The organism is Rhizobium sp. TAL182, from assembly GCF_002117725.1.
GTDB classification, from domain to species: Bacteria; Pseudomonadota; Alphaproteobacteria; order Rhizobiales; family Rhizobiaceae; genus Rhizobium; species Rhizobium esperanzae.
In genome coordinates, this window is record NZ_CP021024.1 from 3,408,739 (window position 1) to 3,428,478 (window position 19,740).

General features: G+C 61.6%; 16 protein-coding genes and 1 pseudogene. 8 read left to right on the top strand and 9 right to left on the bottom strand.

Annotated elements, in window-relative coordinates; all coding sequences use genetic code 11:
* The first annotated feature begins 64 nt into the window (after positions 1 to 64).
* The 3 genes from Tal182_RS17240 (at position 65) to Tal182_RS17250 (ending at position 4,210) form a co-directional block, all read left to right on the top strand.
* Positions 65 to 1,093 carry a LacI family DNA-binding transcriptional regulator gene (locus Tal182_RS17240; protein WP_085860211.1) on the top strand — a complete coding sequence of 343 codons (1,029 nt, stop codon included), beginning with the start codon at positions 65 to 67 and terminating at the stop codon, positions 1,091 to 1,093.
* Between the two features lie 20 nt (positions 1,094 to 1,113).
* Positions 1,114 to 2,229, top strand: a complete 1,116-nt coding sequence (locus tag Tal182_RS17245) for a DNA alkylation repair protein (protein ID WP_064804277.1) — start codon at positions 1,114 to 1,116, stop codon at positions 2,227 to 2,229.
* A gap of 247 nt (positions 2,230 to 2,476) precedes the next feature.
* A complete protein-coding gene (locus Tal182_RS17250; RefSeq protein ID WP_085860212.1) occupies positions 2,477 to 4,210 on the top strand; it encodes a DEAD/DEAH box helicase in 1,734 nt (577 codons plus the stop codon).
* Positions 4,211 to 4,417: 207 nt separating this feature from the next.
* Here the strand turns inward: Tal182_RS17250 and Tal182_RS32775 are convergent.
* Positions 4,418 to 4,656 (bottom strand): annotated as a pseudogene (locus tag Tal182_RS32775) (SDR family oxidoreductase); the annotation flags it as partial.
* A gap of 133 nt (positions 4,657 to 4,789) precedes the next feature.
* On the opposite strand from Tal182_RS32775, the gene Tal182_RS17260 reads away from it, so the two are divergent.
* Positions 4,790 to 5,779: an AraC family transcriptional regulator gene (locus Tal182_RS17260; protein WP_085860213.1), complete on the top strand. Its 990-nt coding sequence runs from the start codon at positions 4,790 to 4,792 to the stop codon at positions 5,777 to 5,779.
* A gap of 58 nt (positions 5,780 to 5,837) precedes the next feature.
* Positions 5,838 to 7,046 carry an MFS transporter gene (locus Tal182_RS17265; RefSeq protein WP_085860214.1) on the top strand — a complete coding sequence of 403 codons (1,209 nt, stop codon included), beginning with the start codon at positions 5,838 to 5,840 and terminating at the stop codon, positions 7,044 to 7,046.
* Between the two features lie 133 nt (positions 7,047 to 7,179).
* Here the strand turns inward: Tal182_RS17265 and Tal182_RS17270 are convergent, their stop codons facing one another.
* Positions 7,180 to 8,079: a DMT family transporter gene (locus tag Tal182_RS17270; RefSeq protein ID WP_085860215.1), complete on the bottom strand. Its 900-nt coding sequence runs from the start codon at positions 8,077 to 8,079 to the stop codon at positions 7,180 to 7,182.
* A gap of 428 nt (positions 8,080 to 8,507) precedes the next feature.
* Between Tal182_RS17270 and Tal182_RS17275 the strand changes: the two genes are divergently transcribed.
* Genes Tal182_RS17275 through Tal182_RS17285 form a run of 3 tightly spaced genes read left to right on the top strand, consistent with a single transcriptional unit; the run spans position 8,508 to position 11,695 of the window.
* Positions 8,508 to 9,917 carry a circularly permuted type 2 ATP-grasp protein gene (locus tag Tal182_RS17275; protein ID WP_064804285.1) on the top strand — a complete coding sequence of 470 codons (1,410 nt, stop codon included), beginning with the start codon at positions 8,508 to 8,510 and terminating at the stop codon, positions 9,915 to 9,917.
* Positions 9,917 to 10,858: an alpha-E domain-containing protein gene (locus Tal182_RS17280; protein ID WP_064804287.1), complete on the top strand. Its 942-nt coding sequence runs from the start codon at positions 9,917 to 9,919 to the stop codon at positions 10,856 to 10,858. The genes Tal182_RS17275 and Tal182_RS17280 overlap by 1 nt, the downstream gene beginning before the upstream one ends.
* 12 nt (positions 10,859 to 10,870) lie before the next feature.
* Positions 10,871 to 11,695: a transglutaminase family protein gene (locus Tal182_RS17285; protein WP_064804289.1), complete on the top strand. Its 825-nt coding sequence runs from the start codon at positions 10,871 to 10,873 to the stop codon at positions 11,693 to 11,695.
* 20 nt (positions 11,696 to 11,715) lie between these two features.
* Here the strand turns inward: Tal182_RS17285 and Tal182_RS17290 are convergent, their stop codons facing one another.
* From Tal182_RS17290 to mmsA, 7 genes are all read right to left on the bottom strand, one after another.
* The gene (locus Tal182_RS17290; RefSeq protein ID WP_085860216.1) at positions 11,716 to 12,126 is read right to left on the bottom strand and encodes a type II toxin-antitoxin system VapC family toxin; all 411 of its coding nucleotides are present in this window, start codon (positions 12,124 to 12,126) and stop codon (positions 11,716 to 11,718) included.
* Positions 12,123 to 12,365: a type II toxin-antitoxin system prevent-host-death family antitoxin gene (locus Tal182_RS17295; protein WP_170965846.1), complete on the bottom strand. Its 243-nt coding sequence runs from the start codon at positions 12,363 to 12,365 to the stop codon at positions 12,123 to 12,125. Before Tal182_RS17295 ends, Tal182_RS17290 begins: the two co-directional genes overlap by 4 nt.
* A 146-nt stretch (positions 12,366 to 12,511) precedes the next feature.
* A complete protein-coding gene (araD, locus tag Tal182_RS17300) occupies positions 12,512 to 14,251 on the bottom strand; it encodes an L-arabinonate dehydratase (protein WP_085860217.1) in 1,740 nt (579 codons plus the stop codon).
* Positions 14,252 to 14,313: 62 nt separating this feature from the next.
* Positions 14,314 to 15,747, bottom strand: coding sequence for an aldehyde dehydrogenase family protein (locus Tal182_RS17305; protein ID WP_064804295.1), 1,434 nt, complete (start codon positions 15,745 to 15,747; stop codon positions 14,314 to 14,316).
* Positions 15,748 to 15,815: 68 nt separating this feature from the next.
* The gene (araD1, locus tag Tal182_RS17310) at positions 15,816 to 16,811 is read right to left on the bottom strand and encodes an AraD1 family protein (RefSeq protein ID WP_085860974.1); all 996 of its coding nucleotides are present in this window, start codon (positions 16,809 to 16,811) and stop codon (positions 15,816 to 15,818) included.
* A gap of 115 nt (positions 16,812 to 16,926) precedes the next feature.
* On the bottom strand, positions 16,927 to 18,138 hold the full coding sequence (gene mmsB / locus Tal182_RS17315; RefSeq protein ID WP_064811049.1) for a multiple monosaccharide ABC transporter permease: 1,212 nt from the start codon (positions 18,136 to 18,138) through the stop codon (positions 16,927 to 16,929).
* Positions 18,135 to 19,673, bottom strand: coding sequence for a multiple monosaccharide ABC transporter ATP-binding protein (mmsA, locus tag Tal182_RS17320; RefSeq protein ID WP_085860218.1), 1,539 nt, complete (start codon positions 19,671 to 19,673; stop codon positions 18,135 to 18,137). Before mmsA ends, mmsB begins: the two co-directional genes overlap by 4 nt.
* Between the last annotated feature and the right edge of the window lie 67 nt (positions 19,674 to 19,740).

The window sequence follows — 19,740 nt, forward strand, 5'->3', positions numbered from 1 at the left end:
TTCTTTTTTTGGTGCATGTTCGCATACGGCGCCGGACTGCCGCGACTCGAATGGAAAAGCTTCAATGAATTCAAAGGCGGACGAAATTCCCGGACAAAGCCGCGTCACCATTCTTGACGTGGCTGCCGCAGCCGGCGTTTCCAAATCCACCGTATCCCGCATCCTGGACGAGCGGCTTCCACGCTCCGACAGCGAGACCGCCCGGCGCGTTCGCAAGGTGGCTGAAGAGCTTGGCTACGTCAGAGACGTTTCGGCAGCGAGCCTCAGGCGCGGCAACACCATGACGGTCGGCGTGATCGTGCCGAGGCTGACGGATACGGTCATGGCCATGCTTTACGAAGCGCTGGCGAAAGCCTGCAGCCGTACCGGCCGCTTCGCTATTGTCGCCACCACCGACGACAAGCCGAAGGCCGACCGGCTTGCCGCCGAGTCTCTGCTGAGACGCGGCGTCGATGGACTGATCCTTTCCACGGCGCGGGAAGATGACGACTTTCCGGACGAGCTGGCGAGACGCGGTGTTCCCTATGTGCTGGCGCTGCGAACCGACGGCCACAGCCTCTCCTCCGTCGGCGATGACAGGCTGGGCGGCTACCTCGCGGCGCGCCACCTGCTCGACCTCGGCCATCGCAGGATCGGCGTCATTGCCGGCCCGTCTTATGCCTCCAGTTCGCGAGGCCGCGTGGAGGGTTTCAGCCAAGCACTCAAAGAAGCGGGACTGGCTGTGGATCCCTCCTGTATCATCCCCTCGACATTCGGCATCGAGTCCGGCGCCGTCGCCGTCGAGACGCTGATGAACCTCAGCCCACGTCCCACCGCTATTTTTGCCGTCAACGACAATACCGCCATCGGCGCCTTGTCGGGGTTGACCAAACTTGGCCTTTCCATACCGCAGGATATCTCGATCGTCGGTTACAACGACATTCCGATCGTCAGCCACCTTCCTACGCCGCTCACGACGTTGCGCGTCCCGTTCGAGCAGATCGCTGCAAATTCCCTTAATCTCCTTGCGGGTGATGGCGGTTCCGTCGACGACCGCATCCGGATTTCGGCTCCGACACTCATTCCCAGGAAATCGACAGCGCCGCTGCGCTGAAAGATCGCGAGAGGATCAGCATGCCGGAACCGCTCAAGAACCTGCTGCATTCGGGGCTGGTCGGCGATATGGCCGACCGCATCGCCGCCAACGCTCCGGCCTTCGACGAGGAGCGTTTCATGCGGTTGGCGACCGATGGGCTAGATGCGCTGGAGCTGATGGAACGTTCGGCGCTGATCCGCGACGCGCTGTTTGCCACCCTTCCGGACGATTTTATTGAAGCAGCCGCCATCCTGAAGGCGAGCCTGCCTACATTAGCCAGGCCAGGACTGTCCGGCTGGATGCTGCTACCGGTCAACCAATTCATCGCTGCGCGCGGCCTCGATCATTTCGAGCTTGGCCTCGATCTCCTCAAGGCGCTGACGCCGCATTTCACCGCCGAATTCGGTATCCGTCCCTTCATCCATCGCGACCAGCAGCGCGCGCTCGCGGTCATTTCCGGCTGGGTCGACGATCCCGATCAGCATGTGCGCCGGCTGGCGAGCGAAGGAACGCGGCCGCGTCTGCCCTGGGCCATGCGCCTGCCGCAGCTCGTCAAGGATCCCGCGCCGATCCTGCCGATTCTGACGGCGCTGATGGACGATCCGGAAGATTATGTGCGCCGCTCCGTCGCCAACAGCCTGAACGATATCGCCAAGGATCATCCGGATCTGGTCGCCGCATTCATCGCCGGCCATATCCAGGACGCCTCCGCTGAACGCCGCCGGCTGCTGAAACATGCCTCGCGCACGCTCCTGAAGAAGGGCCATGCTCAGGCGCTCGCCAATTTCGGCTTCGGCGCAGCCGCGTCGCTCGAAAGCGAACTGCGCCTCATCAGCGGCGAGGTAATGTTCGGCGAAGGGCTGGATTTCGAGATCCGGGTGACCAATGTCGGCAAGGCCGCGCAATCGGTGATGATCGACTACGCCATCCACCATATGAAGGCTGACGGCTCGCTGTCGCCGAAGGTCTTCAAGTGCAAGACGATCATGCTTGCTCCCGGACAGAGCCAGGCGATCGAGCGCCGCCACGCCATGCGGCCGATCACGACGCGGCGCTATTATCCCGGGCAACACCGCATCGCCATCCTCGTGAATGGCGCGGAGAGCGCGTCTGAAAGCTTCATCCTGATGATGCCGTCGCGCGACCCGAGCTAAGGCTTTTTGTGCACTGCACTTGACTTTCAGCGCAAACTAGCCCAAATGCGGCTCAGCTTTCACCCTTCCGGCCGCCGCGTGAGCGTGCCCCTGCTAGAAAATACGAAACGCAGGAAGAAGGGACAAAAGCGCATTTCGATAGAGGCCGCACTCTCCCATTAGCGGTTAGAAGCGCTGGAAAGCTTTTTCCAACTTGCAAGTTCCCACTTCACGCGGGGTTCTTGACGCCAGAATGAAACCGGATCGCATGGTGCGTTCCGGCGATAGTCATTGTGGCGCCCCGAAAGGTTATACCTTGACTAATTTTGAATCGCTTGGTGTCTCCAAGCCGATCGTCGCCACCTTGTTCCAGCTCGGCATCGAAACGCCGACGCCGATCCAGGAACAGTCCATTCCACTCCTCATATCAGGCCGCGATCTGATCGGCCTTGCCCAGACCGGCACCGGCAAGACCGCCGCCTTCGGCCTGCCGCTCATCGAAAAGCTGCTCGCTGACGAGCGCCGCCCCGACAACCGTACGACGCGGACACTGATCCTGGCGCCGACTCGCGAGCTGGTGAACCAGATCGCCGAGAACCTGAAGAAGTTTATCCGCAAGTCTCCGCTGCGCATCAACGTCGTCGTCGGCGGTGTGTCGATCAACAAGCAGCAGCTGCAGCTCGAAAAGGGCACCGACATCCTTGTTGCCACGCCAGGCCGCTTGCTCGACCTCGTCAACCGCCGCGCCATCACCCTGACCACGGTACGTTATCTCGTGCTCGACGAAGCCGACCAGATGCTCGATCTCGGCTTCGTGCACGATCTGCGCAAGATCGCCAAGCTGGTGCCGAAGAAGCGCCAGACCATGCTGTTTTCTGCGACCATGCCGAAGGCGATCGCCGATCTCGCCGGCGAATATCTCGTCGATCCCGTCAAGGTCGAAGTCACGCCGCCCGGCAAGGCTGCCGACAAGGTCGAGCAGTATGTGCATTTCGTCGGCGGCAAGAACGACAAGACCGAACTGCTGCGCAAGTCGCTGACCGAAAACCCCGACGGCCGCGCCATCGTCTTCCTGCGCACCAAGCATGGCGCGGAGAAGCTGATGAAGCATCTCGACAATATCGGCTATTCCGTCGCCTCGATCCACGGCAACAAGAGCCAGGGCCAGCGCGAGCGGGCGCTGAAGGCCTTCCGCGACGGCAGCATCAAGACACTGATCGCCACCGACGTCGCCGCCCGCGGCATCGACATCCCGGCCGTCAGCCACGTCTACAACTACGACCTGCCCGAGGTGCCGGACGCCTATGTCCATCGCATCGGCCGCACGGCGCGCGCCGGCCGCGACGGCATCGCGATTGCCTTCTGCGCTCCCGACGAAGCCAAGCTGCTGCGCGATATCGAGCGCCTGATGGGCATCGACATCACGGTCGCAAGCGGCGAACCGCCGGCACATATCAGCGCTGGCGGCCCGCGCCGCGGCAACGGCAATGGCAACAACCGCAATCGCGGCGGCGGCCAGGGCCGCGGCGAAGGCCGTGGCGATGCCAACCGTTCGGAACATCGCGGCAGCCGCCAGGAACGCCGCCCGCGCCGCGACGGCGAAGGCAGCGAAATCCGTGCCGGCGGCGAGGAACGCCGTGAGCGCCGTCCGCGTCCCGAGCGCCCAAACCGCAACGAGGACTTCCGCGGTCAGCGCCGCGGCGAAGCGGCCCCGGATTTCGGCCCCGACAACGATCTGGCATCGACCTCCGATTTCCGCCCGGCAAAGCCGCAGCGCCCTGCGCATAACGGCCCCAATGGCCATCATGCCAGTGGCGAACCGAGCGGCCATCACCGCGGCAACGGCCGCCACGCTCACGGCCGCCCGGCCCGCAAGCACGGCGAAGACCGCGGACCGCATCAGGCTCAGGGCGGCGAACAGCGCCGCGACGGCAATGGCGGCAACCGCCGCGGCGGCTCGGGCTCGCGCAATGGCGGTGGCCAGCGCCGCGAACGCGCCTGAGCGACGATTGATTTAAAGGAGAAAAGGCCGAATCATCGGTCTTGAATATTGGGAGGCCGGAGCATCTGGTGGGATGTCCGGCCTTTTTCTCATTGCGGTGATGGCAATATCGCAAACGGCAGCATGCGGTTAGGTTTCCCGGTTCCTGTACGCACACAGTTGAGGAGATCGAAGCCTCCTTCGCAGCGGTGGCGGAAGCCTGAGGAATCAATGCGCCGTAAAGCCGCCATCGACGGGGGGCGCGACACCGATGATGAAGCTCGCCGTTGGGCTGCATAGCCAGAGCACAGCAGCGACCTATTCGACACGTTCGAGCCGGCCGATCGGCTGCTGTTTCATGATTTCATCCATGGAATCGGACTGTCCGCCCAGGCGGCGCGCTCGGGCAGGCCGACCAGGCCGCCGAGCGAAGAGCAGTTGACGATCGCGCCGGAGCCTTGCCGGCGCCCGCTCACCGCTCTTATTCGAGAGATACGGCCTCTGGCCGGTTGACAGCCCGCTATCGTACCCGCCTAGCAAACACCGCGCCGCCAAGCCAGCCCGCTTGAATGCCGGACGCTTGAGCCCTAAATTGGCTTCATGCTTGACCATCCGTCCCCGCCGCTGTCGCCGTCGACTATCCCAATGGATGCCCTGAGCGAAGTCCTGCAAGACTTTCGCTTGAGTGGAGTGAACTATGGCCGCTGCGAACTCAGGCATCCATGGAGCATCGCCTTTCCGCAGCAACAACTGCTTCGTTTTCACTTCGTCAGCCAGGGTCCGTGCTGGATCCATACCGAAGCCGAAGGATGGCAGGAATTGAATGATGGCGACCTGGTGCTGCTGCCGCAAGGCATCGCACATCGATTGGCGAGCGCGCCGAATGTTGAGGGCGACTCGCTTAAAAGCTGTCAGATTACAAAATTGGGCAGCAACGTCTGCGACGTCCTACGTGAAGGAACGGGTGCCACCAGCACTCTCTTCTGCGGCTCTATGACTTTGGGCGCCCATGCGCTTAACCCCTTGATCGCCCTGATGCCGCCAATCATAAAGGGCTGCGATGTGGCCGGTAACGACTCGGTCGTAGGGCCCCTGCTGGCCGCTATGTCCGCGGAGGCGACACAGCCCCAGATGGGAAGCGCGACGGTCTTGTCGCGTATGGCGGACTTGCTCGCAGCCCGACTTATCCGCTGCTGGGTCAATTGCAGCGGAGCCTCGACCACCGGCTGGCTCGCCGCCATCCGCGATCCCAATATCGGTCGTGTGTTGGCGGCCATGCACCGGGATCCCGGTCATAACTGGACCCTCGAAAGCCTCGCTGGTGTGGCAGGCCAGTCGCGCTCGATTTTCGCCGAGCGCTTCAGTGCTATTTTGGGAGAAGGCGCGGCACATTATCTCGCCCGTCTGCGGATGCAGCTTGCCCGCGATTTGTTGGCGCAAAACGGTCTGTCGGTTGCCGAGGTTGCCTCCCGCCTGGGCTATGAATCCGAGGCGTCTTTCGCGCGCGCCTTCAAGCGCGTCACAAACGTTTCACCGGGAATTGTGCGCCGCACAAATTCCGGACGAACGGATATGGATTTCGGATTTTAAGACACAGATCATCCTGAAAACTTCGTCTATGAAATCTCCGAACACAGGAGATCCATCTATGACGGACACAACATCACAATTCGACGGGGCCGCAATTGGCCTGGAGACGACTGAACCATCCGCGTGGAGCGCGGCGACCTGGTTTGCTGTTGTTTCGATGGCGGCCACCAGCTTTGCATTGGTATCTGCTGAATTCCTGCCGGCGGGCCTGTTGACGCCGATGGCGCGCGATCTCGGCATTTCCGAGGGAACGGCCGGACAGGTCGTCACCGCCACCGCTTCCGTCGGCGCCGTGGCAGCCCTGCTGAGCAATGTTCTCATCGGCAGACTGAACCGCAAGGCGGTGCTGGTCGGTCTCAGTGCGTTAGCGGTCGGCTCCAATATTCTTGCATCATTAGCGACCGATTTTTGGCTGCTGTTGCTGGGCCGGGCCGGGTTGGGCATCGCCCTCAGCGGCTTTTGGGCGCTTTCAGTAGCCGTCGTGGCGAGGCTGGTCGGCGCCAATGCGACAGGTCGGGGCATGGCTATCGTCACTCTCGGCGTTTCGCTCGCCACGATCGCTGCACCATCAATGGGCGCTTTGATCAGTGATTGGCTGGGATGGCGCAGCGCCATGGCGATGACAGCCGGGCTTGCCGCGCTTGCCATGCTGCTGCAGCTGCTCAGCCTGCCGACGCTCCCTGCAAACACAAGCAACAGTCTCGCGGATGTTTACCGGCTGACACGACGGGGCGGCATTCAAATGGGAATGCTTGCTATCCTTTTGCTGATGACCGGCCATTTTGCCGGGTCGGTTTATGTGCGTCCTTTCCTCGAACAAGTGACGCTCCTTGAAACCAGATCGATCGCCCTGGCACTGCTCGGGTTTGGCGTCGCCTCCGTGATCGGCAATGTTGCCGGTGGCCGGATGGCCGACGCGAGCATCCGCATAGCACTGGCTGTCACCGCGGTATTGATGTCCTTTGCAGCGCTCGCGCTGGTGCTTTGGGGCACTCATACCGGCGCCGCGTTCGCGCTCGTCACGCTTTGGGGCTTTGCCTTCGGCATGGCGCCGGTAGTGCTGCCGACCAATCTTTCCCGCGCGGCCCCCGACGCTCTCGAGGCGGCCGGTAGTCTGATGGTCGTTTCTTTTCAGGTGGCCATCAGTATCGGCGCGGTTTTTGGAGGTTACATCGTCGACCACTACGGCGCTGTGGGACCCTTGACTCTCACCGCTCTCCTGGCTGCGTCAACGGTTGCCTTGGCGCTGCTGCAGCCCCGCAGCTGATCGTTGCTTCCTACTTGATGGGCCGAGTAGCGCCCTACGGCACTCTGGATATGAGGTCGTCGGCAATCGCCGGCGACCTCGGTCAGTTGAGGTTCAGGCCATCCGGTTGTTCGACCTTGGCGCAGCCATCAGCCTATACGCTCGCCTGCGCCTGCTGAACGACCCTGCGGTTTGTCATATATACGCCTGTCACGACGATCACCGTGCCCAGAATCAACGGCAGCGTCAGCCGCTCCCCGAACGCGATGAAGGCTTCGAGCGCGACGGCCGGCGGCATCAGGTAGATCAGCGAGGCGGCGCGCGAGACCTGCCCGCGGCGGATCAGGTAAAGCAGCAGCCCGACACCGCCCATCGACAGGCCGAAGACCGACCAGAGAAGCGCGCCGTAGGCCTGCGCGGTGCCGTCGAAATGCTGGTGTTCGAAAATCAGCGACAGCGGCAGGGTGAGGATGAGAGCGCCGACATATTGCAGCGTCGCGATGGTCCTGAGGTCACCGGATTGCAGGTGTTTCTTCTGGTAAAGCGTGCCGTAGGTGACGGAGCCCATGGCGATGAGGTTGATCGCCAGCGGCAGCGCGGCATGGTTGAGATCGGCCGTCGCCGGATCGAAGAGCTTCGGCGAAATCGCGATGGCAATACCGATGAAGCCGAGAGCGAGGCCGAGCTGCTGGGTCTTCTGCAGCCGCTCACCGACAAGAAAGGGTGCCCCCATCGCTGTCAGCAACGGCTGCAGCGCCGCGATGATGCCCGAGATGCCGGCCGGCACGCCATTGGCGATCGCCCACCAGAGGCCGGCGAGATAGAAGCCGTGCAAGAAAAAGCCGGAATAAATCGCGCGGAACCATGTCGTCCGGCTTTTCGGCCATTGCGCCTTGGTCACTAGGCAAAAGGCCAGGAAGGCTAAAGCCGACAGCGCATAACGTATCGAAAGAAAGGTAAAGGGCTCGGAATGCAGCGCCGCAAATTTCGCCACGACCCAGCCTGTGGACCAGAGCAGAACGAAGACGGCGGGGGCAAAACGGTCGAGGGACATGGGGCAGCTCGAAGACAAAGAGTTGCCGTGCTGATAGCCGCACCCTGCAGCCGCAGTCAAAGGCGAAGCATTGATGCTTATTTGAAATTTTGCTGATGGTTGAGGTGGAGGGATGAGTGCGACCCGCGTTCCTGTGAGTCCAATAGAGGGGGGCGCCACACGGCACGCCCTCTCCTCGTCACAGGAATTAATAGCATGTGCAGTTGCGCCTGCACCTTTAACCCACCGCGACCGACCAAAAGCCAATCAAATGCTCACATTTTGCGCAGTCTCTACGAAGCAACCATCCTGCACGTCTCCCCGCACTGCTCCAAACGCCCGAATTTTCACCCTTTCCCGCACCGCAAAATCTTTTCCTCGAACTGCGCATGGTTCTTGCATTGCAATTTGCGTTGTATTCAAATGAACAAAAAAGGGGAGCCGCACCTTTGGCATTTGATGAAATGATTACCGGGGACGAGAGCCCCCGCCCGCCTTATGAAAAATATTTCGAGTGGTACAACAGCCAAGACCGGTCGCATCTGATTGCCAAGTCCCGCGACGCGGAAAATATCTTCCGCAAGACCGGCATCACCTTCGCCGTTTACGGCCACGCCGATAGCTCCGAAAAGCTCATCCCCTTCGACATCATTCCCCGCATCATCTCCGCCCGCGAATGGCGCAAGCTGGCCCAGGGTATCGAGCAGCGGGTAATCGCGCTCAACGCCTTTCTGGATGATATCTATCACAAGCAGGAGATCATCCGCGCCGGCCGCATCCCGCGCGAGCTGATCGAAAACAATGTCGCCTTCCTGTCCGAGATGATCGGCTTCCGCCCGCCTGGCGGCGTCTACACCCATATCGTCGGCACCGACATCGTACGAACAGGCGAAGACCAGTTTTACGTGCTGGAGGATAATGCCCGCACGCCTTCCGGTGTCAGCTACATGCTGGAAAACCGGGAAACCATGATGCAGATGTTCCCGGAGCTCTTCCACGAGAACAAGGTGCAGCGCGTCGAGGATTATCCCTACCTCTTGCGCCAGAGCCTCGCCTCGCTTGCTCCTCCCGGCTGCACCGGCAAGCCACGCGTCGCGGTGCTGACCCCGGGCATCTACAATTCGGCCTATTACGAACACTCTTTCCTGGCCGACATGATGGGCGTCGAACTGGTCGAGGGCTCGGATCTGCGCGTCATCGACGGCAAGGTGAAGATGCGCACGACCCGCGGCTACGAGGCGATCGACGTGCTCTACCGCCGCGTCGACGACGATTTCCTCGATCCGCTGACATTCCGGGCCGATTCCGCCCTCGGCATTCCCGGCATCATGGATGTCTACCGCTCCGGCAACATCACCATCGCCAATGCGCCGGGCACCGGCATATCGGACGACAAGGCGATTTATTCCTACATGCCGGAGATCGTCGAATTCTATACCGGCCGCAAGGCGCTGCTCGAAAACGTGCCGACCTGGCGCTGCTCGGAAGCATCAAGCCTGAAATACGTGCTGGAGCACCTGGAGGAGCTGGTCGTCAAGGAAGTGCACGGCTCCGGCGGCTATGGCATGCTGGTTGGACCGACGGCATCAAAAAGGGAGCGCGCCGATTTCGCCGAGAAGCTGAAGGCCAAGCCGAACAATTACATCGCCCAGCCGACGCTGTCGCTCTCCACCGTGCCGATCCTCGTCAACAAGGGCATCGCGCCGCGCCATGTCGACCTTCGCCCCTATGTGCTCGTCTCCGACAAGGTCCAGATTATCCCGGGCGGGCTTACCCGCGTGGCGCTGAAGCAGGGCTCGCTGGTGGTCAATTCCAGCCAGGGCGGCGGCACCAAAGACACCTGGGTACTGGAGGACTGATGCTCGGAAGAACCGCAAACGGCCTCTACTGGATGTTCCGTTACATCGAGCGCGCCGAAAATATCGCCCGTCTGGTCGATGCCGGGCTACGCATGTCGCTCACCCGCAGCAGCGCCGGCGACGACAACTGGGACGGGGTGCTGCAAAGTGCCGGCGTGCGCGAGGCCTATGACGAGGGCCACGCCAAGCTGACCAATGCCGACGCGATCGATTATCTCCTGCGCGATCGTTCCAATCCGTCGAGCGTCATGTCCTGCATCGACTTCGGCCGCAACAATGCCCGCATGGTGCGCACCGCTCTGACACGCGAGACCTGGGAAGCGACCAACGAATGCTGGATCGAGCTGAAGGCGCTGCTCGAAAAGCGCGTCAAGGCCGCCGACCTGCCTGAGGTGATCGACGTCATCAAGCGCCGCGCCGGCCTCATCCGCGGCGCCTTCCATGGCTCGACACTGCGCAACGAGCTCTATAATTTTGCCCGCATCGGCACCTTCATCGAGCGGGCGGACAATACGAGCCGCATCCTCGACGTGAAATATTACGTGCTGCTGCCTTCGGTCTCGGCGGTCGGCTCCTCGCTCGACAACGTCCAGTGGGAATCGATCCTGCGCTCGGTCTCCGCGCACCGTGCCTATAGCTGGGCCTATGACGGCGAATACCGGGCAATGAACATTGCCGATTTCCTCACCCTCAATGTCCAGATGCCGCGCTCGCTGGCCTATTGCTATGAGAAGATCGTCAGCAATCTCGGCTATCTCGCCCAGGATTATGGCGAGCGGCTCCCCGCCCACGATACCGCGGATGCAATCCGCACCACGCTGCAGACGAGGGCAATCCGCGACATCATGGATCAGGGCCTGCATGAGTTCCTGGAGGATTTCGTCTCGCGCAACAACCAGCTCGGCATGGAAATTTCCGATGGCTACCGGTTCTACGTTTAAGCGGATCACAATATGAGATTGAAGATCAGCCACCTCACCGAATACCGCTACGACGAACCCGCGAAATTCTCCCTGCAACGGCTGAGGCTAACGCCGCCGGCGACTTCAGGCCAGAAGATGCTCGCCTGGTCGCTGAAGGTCGAGGGCGCCACGCCCGAAGTGGAGTATGACGACCAGTACGGCAACCACGTCAATCTGGTCTCGCTGGAAGGCGAGCAGCAGGTGACGCGCATTCTCGCCGAAGGCGAGGTCGAAACCGCGGATCTCAACGGCGTCATCGGCCCGCACACCGGCTTCTGCCCGCTCTGGCTCTTCCTGCGCGAGACGCCGCTCACCAAGGGCGGCAAGCTGGTGAAGGAACTGATCAAAGGCGTCAGCGGCGATAACGAACTCGGCCGTATGCATGCGCTGATGGCCGCCATCCACGAAACCGTCGACTACCGGCCCGGCACCAGCGACACCGCGACGACGGCCGAACAGGCGCTGGAGAAGAAAAGCGGCGTCTGCCAGGACCATGCGCACATCTTCGTTGCCGCCGCCCGCGCCCTGCAGGTGCCGGCGCGTTATGTCTCTGGCTATCTGATGATGGAAGAAAAGGTCGAACAGGCGGCGACCCATGCCTGGGCCGAAGCCCATATTCCCGGCCTCGGCTGGGTCGGCTTCGACCCGGCCAATGAAATCTGCCCGGATGAACGATATGTTCGCGTCGCATCGGGCCTCTGCTACCGCGACGCCGCCCCGATCTCAGGCATGCGCATCGGCACGCCGGGGGAAACACTGTCGGTCACCGTGAAGGTAGAGGACAGCGGCCAGATGCAAAGCCAGAGCCAGAGCTGAGCGACGCCGGGAAGCCATGTCTATCCAGCCGCAACGACCTGGAGGTGACCCCGCGCTCCATAGCTGAGGATTGCCTGATCCGCCGTCAGCAAAGGTATGCGATGAAACCGGGCTGTGGCGGTGATGATGCGGTCCGCGGGGTCGGCATGAAACTCTCCAGGCAGCCGAACGCTGTCTATCGCGATGGAAGGCTCGATCGGCGCGAGCTGAAGCCCGGGGAGCGACAGAGCGCTGTCGATCCATCGCCCGACATCGTCGCCGAGCGCCAGGCGCCCCTTCTGCACGAGCATGGCGATCTCCCAAGGTGTGATCGCCGAAATCAGGATACGGCTTTTCTCCGTCATCTCATTGATGATGCGCCGGGCTTGCGAACCGAGGCGCGCATCGTCCTGCATCGCCCAGACGAGGATATGCGTGTCGATGACGATCAACGGAGGGCGTCCCAATCCTCCGGCTCAACGGCCGGAGACAGAGGATCGTCATAGTGCAATACGCTGCCCTTCATCGCGCCGATGATACTCTTGCGTTCGCCTGTGTCGCGTGCCGGGGAAAGCACGGCAACCGGCTTTCCCCGCTTGGTGATGACGATGGATTCATCGTCGCTGCGCATCTGATCGATCAGATTCAGGCATTTCGCCTTGAATTCCGCAGCACCGACCACCTTTGACATGACCATACCTCCTGTACACCTGTACAGCATATAGCACTATATCTGCATTCAACAAGTTCGTGCGCGATCGGTTCGAAAGAAATCTTCAACAAAAAGGCGGAGCAAAAGCCCCGCCTCTTCCGCGATTCCAGATCGGCAAGCCCTGCTCAGTGGCTGTCCTTGCCGACCGCGTTTCCGCGACATCCCTTGAGGAAGTCGAGATCCGCGCCGGTATCGGCTCCTTCGACATGCTGCTGATGCAGGAAGGCATAGCCCGATGTCGGCAGATCATGGTTCGGCTGCCATTCGGCAAGACGGCGCGCCAGTTCCTCGTCTGAAATGTCGAGATGCAGACGACGGCTCGGAACGTCGAGCTCGATCATGTCGCCGGTTTTGACGACCGCGAGCGGGCCGCCGACCGCCGCTTCCGGCGAGGTATGCAGCACGACGGTGCCGTAGGCGGTTCCGGACATGCGGGCGTCTGATATACGCACCATGTCGAGGATGCCCTTCTTCAGCACCTTCGGCGGCAGGCCCATATTGCCGACTTCGGCCATGCCGGGATAACCCTTCGGCCCGCAGTTTTTCATCACCATGACGCAATTCTCGTCGATGTCGAGATTGTCGTCGTTGATCTTGGCCTTGTAGTCGTCGATGTCCTCGAACACGACCGCCCTGCCCCGGTGCACCAGCAGATGCGGCGAAGCAGCCGAAGGCTTCAACACCGCGCCCTTGGGCGCGAGGTTGCCGCGCAGCACGACGATGCCGCCGGAAGAGGTCAGCGCCTTTTCGGCCGGCAGGATCACGTCCTCGTTCCAGTTGACGACGTCCTTGACCTCGTCCCAGACGGTTTCGCCGGACACTGTCAGCGCATCCTTGTGCAGGAGGCCCGCCTCGCCGAGGCGCTTCAGCACGACCGGCAGGCCGCCGGCATAGAAGAATTCTTCCATCAGGTACTTGCCCGACGGCATCAGGTTGACGATCGTCGGAACGTCGCGGCCACAGCGGTCCCAATCGTCGAGCGAAAGATCGATGCCGACGCGGCCGGCAATGGCGAGCAGATGGATGACGGCATTGGTCGATCCGCCGATCGCCGCATTGGTGCGGATGGCGTTCTCGAAGGCCTGTTTCGTCATGATCTCCGAGGGCTTCAGATCGTCCTTGACCATCTGCACGATACGGCGGCCGGTCAGCTGCGCCATGACCTTGCGGCGGGAATCGACGCCAGGGATCGCGGCATTGCCTGACAGCGCCATGCCGAGCGCTTCGGCCATCGACGCCATCGTCGAAGCCGTGCCCATGGTATTGCAGGTGCCCGACGAACGGCTCATCGAAGCTTCCGCTTCGAGGAACTCGGCCTGCGTCATCTCGCCGGCCTTCACCATTTCGGAGAACTTCCACAGATGCGTGCCGGAGCCGACGCGTTCGCCGCGGAAATAGCCGTTCAGCATCGGACCGCCGGTGACGACGATCGACGGCAGGTCGCAGGAGGCCGCACCCATCAGCAGCGACGGTGTGGTCTTGTCGCAGCCGACGAGCAGCACGCAGCCATCCATCGGCTGGCCACGGATCGCCTCTTCTACCGCCAGCGCCGCAAGATTGCGGTACATCATCGCGGTCGGGCGGAAGGTGTTTTCCGATGCCGAGAACACCGGCACTTCGAGCGGGAAGCCGCCGGCCTCCCAGACACCCGCCTTCACCTTCTCGGCGAGTTCCCTGAGATGACCGTTGCACGGGGTCATGTCCGACCAGGTGTTGAGGATGCCGATGACAGGCCGTCCGTCGAACAGGTCGTGCGGGTATCCCTGGTTCTTAAGCCAGCCGCGGTGATAGATCACGTCGCGGCTCGTGCCGCCATACCATTCCTGCGACCTCAGCCTGCGCGGCCATTCCGCTTTCTTTTTCATTTTCTCTGTCCTTCAGGTGAATTGCCGGGCCGCCTCGTACGGCCCGGGTCATCGGATATGTCTCAGGCCAGCGTGTAGGCCGTCTTGACCACAGTAAAGAATTCGCTCGCATACTTGCCCTGCTCACGCGGGCCATAGGACGACCCCTTGCGGCCGCCGAACGGAACGTGGAAATCGACGCCTGCCGTCGGCAGGTTGACCATGACCATGCCGGCTTCCGAATTGCGCTTGAAATGCGTCGCATGTTTCAGGCTGGTCGTGGCGATGCCGGCAGAAAGGCCGAAGGGCGTGTCATTGGCGAGGGCAAGCGCCTCGTCGTAATCCTTCGCGCGGATCACCGAGACGACGGGTCCGAAGATTTCCTCGCGCGAAATGCGCATCTGGTTGGTCGCTTCGGTAAACAGCGTCGGCTGCAGATAGAAGCCGGGCGTTTCGCGCGAAATGACCTCGCCGCCGAAGGCGAGCTTGGCGCCTTCCTTTTTGCCGATCTCGATATAGTCGGTGTCGGTCTTCAGCTGTCGCTCGTCGACGACGGGGCCGATGTGGGTTCCGGCCTTCAGCGCATTGTCGACGACCAGCGTCTTCAGCTTCTCGGTCAGCGCCGCGACGAACTTGTCGTGGATGCCTTCGGTGACGATCAGGCGCGACGAGGCCGTGCAGCGCTGGCCGGTGGAGAAAAAGCCGGAGTTGGCGGCAGCTTCGACGGCGACGGAAAGATCGGCATCGTCAAGCACGACCATCGGGTTCTTGCCGCCCATCTCCAGCTGGAACTTGCGGTTATGCTCGATGGAGGCGGCAGCGACGCGCCGGCCGGTGCCAGTGGAACCGGTAAAGGTAATGCCGTGAACGTCGGGGCTTTCGAGCATGGCCTGGCCGACGACCGAGCCCTTGCCCATGACGAGGTTCAGAACGCCCTTCGGCAGCCCTGCCCTATTGAGGATATCGACGATCGCCCAGGAGCAGGCCGGCACCAGCTCGGCCGGCTTGAAGACGATGGTGTTGCCGTAGCAAAGCGCAGGAGCAATCTTCCAGGCGGGAATGGCGATCGGAAAGTTCCACGGCGTGATGATGCCGATCACGCCGAGCGCTTCGCGGGTGATCTCGACGCCGATATTCGGGCGAACCGACGGGATGACCTCGCCGGCCAGACGAAGGGCTTCGCCTGCGAAGAATTCGAAGATCTGCGAAGCGCGAATGACTTCGCCGGTCGCTTCCGGCAAGGTCTTGCCCTCTTCGCGGGCAAGCAGCGCGCCGAGCTCGTCCTTGCGCGCCATGATCTCGTCGCCGGTCTTCTTCAGGATGACATGGCGTTCCCAGATGCCCGAGCGTGACCAGGCCGGAAAGGCGGCCTTGGCGGCGGCGATGGCGTTTCTCGTATCCTCAGCGCTGCCATCGGCATAAAGGCCGACTACTTCGTTCGTGTCCGACGGGTTGATGTTCTTCGTCGCGTTCGTGCCGACCCACTCGCCGGCGATCAGGTTTTGATAAATGGTCATGGGCTGAACAAGCCTCCTTTACCGTTTACAAACACGGCCCGGCCGCGGACGCAGCCAGGCCTCGAAAATCAGAGTTGCTTGACAGCGATCTCTTCTTCGGCGGCCACCTTCAGCGGATTGCGCAGCGGCAGGCCGAATTCGGCGACTTCGATTTCGAAGACATCGCCCTCTTCCGCCTTGATGCCGTCGGCAAAGGACAGTGTCGCGGTGCCGAACATATGGACATGCACGTCCCCCGGGACACGGAAGATGCCGTATTTGAAGTGGTGATATTCGAGGTTCGCAAAGGTGTGCGACATGTTCGCCTCGCCGGAGAGGAACGGCCTTTCGAAGATCACCTTGTCGCCGCGCTTGATGCGCGAGGTGCCGCGGATATCGTCGGGCGCGGCGCCGATGCGGATTTCCGGACCATAGGCGGCCGGGCGCAGTTTCGAATGGGCCAGATAGAGATAGTTGATCCGTTCGGTGACGTGGTCCGAAAACTCGTTCGACAGGGCAAAGCCGATGCGGAACGGCGTTCCGTCCTTGGCGATGACGTAAATGCCGGCCATTTCAGGCTCTTCGCCGCCGTCGAGCGCGAAGGAGGGCGAGACGAGCGGAGCGCCGGGGGCAGCCGTGCCATAGCCGTTGCCCTTGTAAAACCATTCGGGCTGCACGCCTCTTTCGCCAGCCTTGGGCTTGCCGTTCTCCAGGCCCATCTTGAACATCTTCATCGAGTCGGTCAGCGTTTCCTCGGCCGCCTCGCTGGTCTTCTTGTGCATGCTATCGCGGGTCGCGGCCGAGCCGAGATGAGTGAGCCCGGTGCCGGTCAGATGCAGGTGGGCGGCGTCGGGATGGGTGATCGGCGGCAGAAAACGGCCTTCCGCATAGGCTTTTTCAAGGTCGACGGCATCGCCGTAACCATGGGCCTCGATAACGGCGGCAAGCGACTTGCCGCCGTCGGCAGCTTCCATCGCCAGCGCATAGACGCTGCCGGCATTGTTGACCGACCTGGCCGCGCCGCCCTGCTCGCGCACGGCGACGACGATCTCTCCGTTGGCACCCTTGATCTGGGAAATAAGCACGACTTCAATCCTTCTCGTTTCGGCGAGTCTCAGAAAAAGCTCCGCCTGTCCGGCTCCCACGGGAGCCGGAATCCATCATTCATATGACTGCGAATGCCTGGCTGCGCTTAGGCGCTCAGCCCTTGTTCTTGTTGTAGACGTCGAAGAACACGGCGGCGAGAAGCACCGCACCCTTGACCATCTGCTGCGAGTCGGTGCCGAGACCGTGGATCGACATGCCGTTGTTCATGATGCCCATGATAAGCGCGCCGATCACCGCACCCGTCACCTTGCCGACGCCGCCCTGAGCCGATGCGCCGCCGATGAAGCAGGCGGCGATCACGTCGAGCTCGAGACCGAAACCGCCCTTGGCCGTCGCCGAGTTGAGGCGCAGCGCGACGATGAGGCCAGCCAGACCCGCAAGCAGACCCATATTGGCAAAGGTCAGGAAGGTCAGCCGCTCGGTATTGATGCCGGAAAGCTTGGTGGCCTTCTCGTTGCCGCCCATGGCGTAGATGCGCCGGCCGATCGTCGTGCGACGGGTAATGAAGGCATAGGCAGCGACGAGGACGAGCATGACGACAAGCACGTTCGGGAAGCCGCGATAAATCGACAGCTGATAGCCGAGCCCAAGGATGGCGAGCGAGACTATGATGTTCTGGGCAAGGAAGAAGCCCATCGGCTCGACGTCGTTGCCATGCTTCTCGTTCGACAGGCGCTTGCGCCACGCCAGATAGAAGAGGGTCACGGCGCCGACGACCGTCAGGATGATCGAGGTCGAGTTGATGCCGCCCATATCGACAAGGTTGGGCAGGAAGCCGATGCTGATCAGCTGGAACTCCGGCGGGAACGGACCGATGCTGGTGCCGGTGCCCGATGCCGTCATCACGAACAGCGTCAAGCCGCGGAAGACCAGCATGCCGGCGAGCGTGACGATGAAGGACGGGATCTTGTGATAGGCGACGAAATAGCCCTGAACGCCGCCAACGACCGCGCCGAGAGCAAGACACACGACACCCGCCAGGACGTAGTTGGTATGCCACTGCACCGTCATCACGCCGGCGATGGCGCCGATGAAGCCGACGACGGAGCCGACCGACAGATCGATATGGCCGGCAACGATGACCAACAGCATGCCGAGCGCCATGATGACGATGAAGGAGTTCTGCAGAATGATATTGGTCAGATTGAGCGGCCTGAAGAGAACGCCACCGGTCGAGAACTGAAAAAACACCATGATCGCGATGAGTGCGATGAACATGCCGTATTCGCGGATGTTGCCGCGGATATAGTCCCCGATCGAGACGACACGCCCCTGCTCAGCGATGGGTTGATTGATCGGCGTCATTGTTTCTTCTCCCCTGAGCGCATGATAGCGCGCATGATGGTTTCCTGGCTTGCTTCTCCCTTCGGCAGTTCAGCGACGATGCGTCCTTCGTTCATCACGTAGATGCGGTCACAAGTGCCAAGCAGTTCGGGCATTTCCGACGAGATCATCAGAACGCCTTTCCCATCGGCGGCAAGCTGGTTGATGATGGTATAGATTTCGTATTTCGCGCCGACATCGATGCCGCGCGTCGGCTCGTCCAGGATCAGGACATCGGGGCCGGAGAACAGCCACTTCGACAGCACCACCTTCTGCTGGTTGCCGCCGGAAAGATTGACTGTTTCCTGGAAGATGCTGGAGGAGCGGATGCGCAGCTTCGAGCGATAATCGGTCGCAACCCGCGATTCCTTGACGCTGTCGATGACCGACGCATTCGACACCGCCTTCAGATTGACGAGCGTCGTGTTGTGCAGGATCGTGTCGTTGAGCACCAGGCCGAGCTGCTTGCGGTCTTCGGTGACATAGGCGAGCCCGGCGTCGATCGCCTTGCGCACGGTGCTGACGTCGACCGGCTTGCCGTGCATCAGCGCCTCGCCCGAGACCTTGTGGCCATAGGACTTGCCGAACAGGCTCATGGCGAATTCGGTGCGCCCTGCCCCCATCAGCCCGGCGATACCGACGACTTCACCCTTGCGGACGGTGACGTTGATATTGTGCAGGACCTGACGGTCGCGGTGCTGCTGGTGATAGGCGTTCCAGTTCTTCACTTCGAGAATGGTTTCGCCGATCGGCACCGAACGCGGGGGATAGCGGTCTTCGAGATCGCGGCCGACCATGTTGCGGATGATGATGTCTTCGCTGATCTCGTCGGCGTGACAGTCGAGCGTCTTGACGGTCATGCCGTCGCGCAGGACGGTGATCTGGTCGGCGACCTTACGGATCTCGTTCAGCTTGTGTGAAATGATGATGGAGGTGATGCCCTGTTTGCGGAACTCCATCAGCAGGGTGAGCAGCGCATCGGAATCGCTTTCGTTGAGCGACGCCGTCGGCTCGTCTAGGATGAGCAGCTTGACGCTCTTCGACAGCGCCTTGGCGATCTCGACGAGCTGCTGCTTGCCGACGCCGATGTCGGTCACCAGCGTGTTCGGAGATTCGGACAGGCCGACTTTCTTGAGCAGCTGCTTGGTACGGTTGAAGGTCTCGTCCCAGCTGATGACGCCGCTCTTGGCGTTCTCGTTGCCGAGGAAGATGTTTTCGCCGATCGACAGCAACGGCACGAGCGCCAATTCCTGGTGGATGATGACGATGCCGATTTCTTCGGAGTCCCTCAGCGCCTTGAAGTTGCGCGTCTCGCCTTCATAGACGATGTCGCCTTCATAACTTCCGGTGGGGTAAACACCCGATAGCACTTTCATCAGGGTCGATTTGCCGGCCCCGTTTTCGCCTACCAATGCGTGAATTTCACCCTTGCGAACCTTGAGGTTCACGTTCTCCAGCGCCTTGACGCCCGGGAACGTCTTGGTGATGCTCCGCATTTCGAGGATGGTATTGTCCATAGTCAAAGTTCCAGCGTCCCCAGCCCGTCAATGGATGGGTAATCATAAAATCGAAGGCCGGAACCCG